The following is a 2,830-nucleotide window of genomic DNA, read 5'->3' as shown; positions in this document are numbered from 1 at the left end:
TTCACCTAGTGGTAAGTAGGGGATAAGCACGGCTAAACAATCGCGTGCCGCTTCTCGTACATTCCAATGATTATCCGCCAGTTTCGACTGAACGGCCTGCAGCAGCACACTAACCTCATTGGCTGACACACAGGGAGCAAGAAGGGCTAAGCACGTGAGCGCCGCCTGTCTTATAACCCAATTATTATTCACTAATTTCAACTGTAAAGCTTGAAGTAACACACTAATATCAGTGGGTAGTAGGTAGGGGATAAGCGCGACTAAACAATCGCGTGCCGCTTCTCGTACATCCCAATGATTATCCGCCAGTTTCAACTGAACAGCTTCAAACAGTACATTCACCTCACTGGGTGACACATGGGAGATAAGCAGGGTTAAAAACTTGAGCGCTGCTTCTCGTACATTACATTCATTATCCACCAATTTCAATTGAACCACTTGGAGTAACACACTGATCTCATTGGGTGACAGGTGGAGGATAAATAGAGATAAACAATTAAGCGCTGCTTCACGTATCATCCTATCCTTGTCAGCCAGTTTTAACTGAACGGCTTGAAGTAACACGCTGACTTCACTGGGTGGTATGTGAGGGATTAATAGGGTTAAACAATTGCGCGCCGCTTCTCGTACGTCCCTATCACTATCGGTTAGTTTTAATTGAACGGCTTGAAGCAGCACGCTAACTTCGCTGGGTGACACATAAGGAATAAGCATGGCTAAACACTTGAGCGCCGCTTGTCGTACTTTCCAATTATTATCTGTCAATTTCAACTGAATCGCTTGCAGCAGCGTACTGACGTCGCTTAAGGGCATGCGAGAGATAAGCATAGCTAAACAATTAAGCGCTGCTTCTCTTACATTATTGTCATTATCCAGTAATTCCAACTGCGCTTTTTGAAGTAACGGATTGCTCTCACTGAGTGGCATGTAGGGAACAAGTAGGGGTAAACAACCGAGCGCTGCTTCTCGTATAACTCTATCCTTATCTGCCAATTTCAGTCGAACGGCTTGAAGCAACTCAATAACTTCACTGGGTGGCAAGCTGGGGATAAGCACGCCTATATACTTGAGCCCCACCTGTCTTACATCCCTGTCATTATTTGCCAATTTTAATTGAACAGATTGAAACAGTCGATTCACCTCACTGGGTGACAAATAGGGAACAAGCAAGGTCAAACACTTGAGCGCGGCTTCTCGTATTTTCTCCTTATTATCCGCCAGTTTTAACTGAACGGCTTGAAGCAGCCTATCAAAATTGGTATTTGCGTTAAGATAAGGAATCAAGATAGTTAATAATGTAAACGCCTGATAAATTTCCTCACTATGTTGGCTCTTTAATTTAGACTCAATCTCATCCAAGGCGGCATCCATTAACACAAATTCTTGACCCTTTAATTTACCTAGTAGTTGTATTACCGCTAACTTATTTGTTAATTCAAATAAAGGATTTTTTATAAGCCGCAACAAAGTGTTTATGAGGCGATGATGATGAGGCTTTGATAAAGCTATAGTGGTTAGTGTTGAATGTGTTTGCGAATTTAATAAATCCATGACTAATCGTTGTTGATAATCAACCGCCACTTGCTCTTGCTTGTCTAGTAAGCCAATCGTCGCTAGAAACGATTGTTGCTTATNACTTAAAAGTTAGGCTGTAGGTTATTAGAAGGTAATTGCTCGTTTAATAACACCTTATAATTTGTTGCAAAGATTTGTAGAACTGGGTCAGTTTCTGATGCCAGTTGCAAAATTTGCAGCAAATCCTCGTTCTTTTTCTCAGCTTGGCTGATTAAAGCATTAATCAATTGATAAAATAGTTTGGGATGGTCACTCATTAAAGAAGTACCATCCTCTCTTATAAATTTATTTTGATCAGCCTGCGTTAGCTTAGAAACCAATGTAATTAAACATAAGCCAGCAGCTTCATGAATAGTTGTCTCGGTATTTGTCAATTTTTCCTTAATCACTGGGAGCAATTGCCTTACCTCGCTTGATGTCACGCGGGGGATAAGAAGGGCTAAACACTTGAGCGCCGCTTTTTGGATAGCAAAGTTATTATCTGCTAGTTGCAATTGAATTGCTTGCAGCAGCACACTAAACTCATTGGCTGACACACAGGGAACAAGAAGGGCTAAGCACTTGAGCGCCGCCTGTCTTATAACCCAATTATTATTCACTAATTTCAACTGTAAAGCTTGAAGTAACACACTAATATCAGTGGGTAGTAGGTAGGGGATAAGCGCGACTAAACAATCGCGTGCCGCTTCTCGTACATCCCAATGATTATCCGCCAGTTTCAACTGAACAGCTTCAAACAGTACATTCACCTCACTGGGTGACACATGGGAGATAAGCAGGGTTAAAAACTTGAGCGCTGCTTCTCGTACATTACATTCATTATCCACCAATTTCAATTGAACCACTTGGAGTAACACACTGATCTCATTGGGTGACAGGTGGAGGATAAATAGAGATAAACAACTGAGCGCCGCTTCTCGTATCATCTTATCTTTGTCAGCCAGTTTTAACTGAACTGCTTGAAGTAACACGCTAACTTTACTGGGTGGCAGGTGAGGGATTAATAGGGCTAAACAATTGCGTGCCGCTTTTCGTACGTCGCTATCGCTATCGGCTAGTTTTAATTGAACGACTTGAAGCAGCACGCTAACTTCACTGGGTGACACATAAGGGATAAACACGGCTAAACACTTGAGCGCCGCTTGTCTTACTTTCCAATCATTATCTGTCAATTTCAACTGAATCGCTTGCAGCAGCGTACTGACGTCGCTTAAGGGCATGCGAGAGATAAGCATAGCTAAACAATTAAGCGCTG

At 42.2% G+C, this 2,830-nt stretch carries 2 protein-coding genes; both read right to left on the bottom strand.

From position 1 onward, the window contains the following. A partial coding sequence (locus tag E1P04_RS17315) for a HEAT repeat domain-containing protein (RefSeq protein ID WP_131784105.1) occupies positions 1 to 1,581 on the bottom strand: 1,581 nt, incomplete at its 3' end. A gap of 56 nt (positions 1,582 to 1,637) precedes the next feature. Next, the coding region (locus E1P04_RS17795) for a hypothetical protein (RefSeq protein WP_165482849.1) at positions 1,638 to 2,830 on the bottom strand (1,193 nt) is incomplete at its 5' end.

The organism is Legionella gresilensis (genome assembly GCF_900639865.1).
GTDB classification, from domain to species: Bacteria; Pseudomonadota; Gammaproteobacteria; order Legionellales; family Legionellaceae; genus Legionella_C; species Legionella_C gresilensis.
The sequence above is the reverse complement of the archived record's forward strand: the minus strand, read 5'-3'. Positions and strand labels throughout refer to the sequence as shown.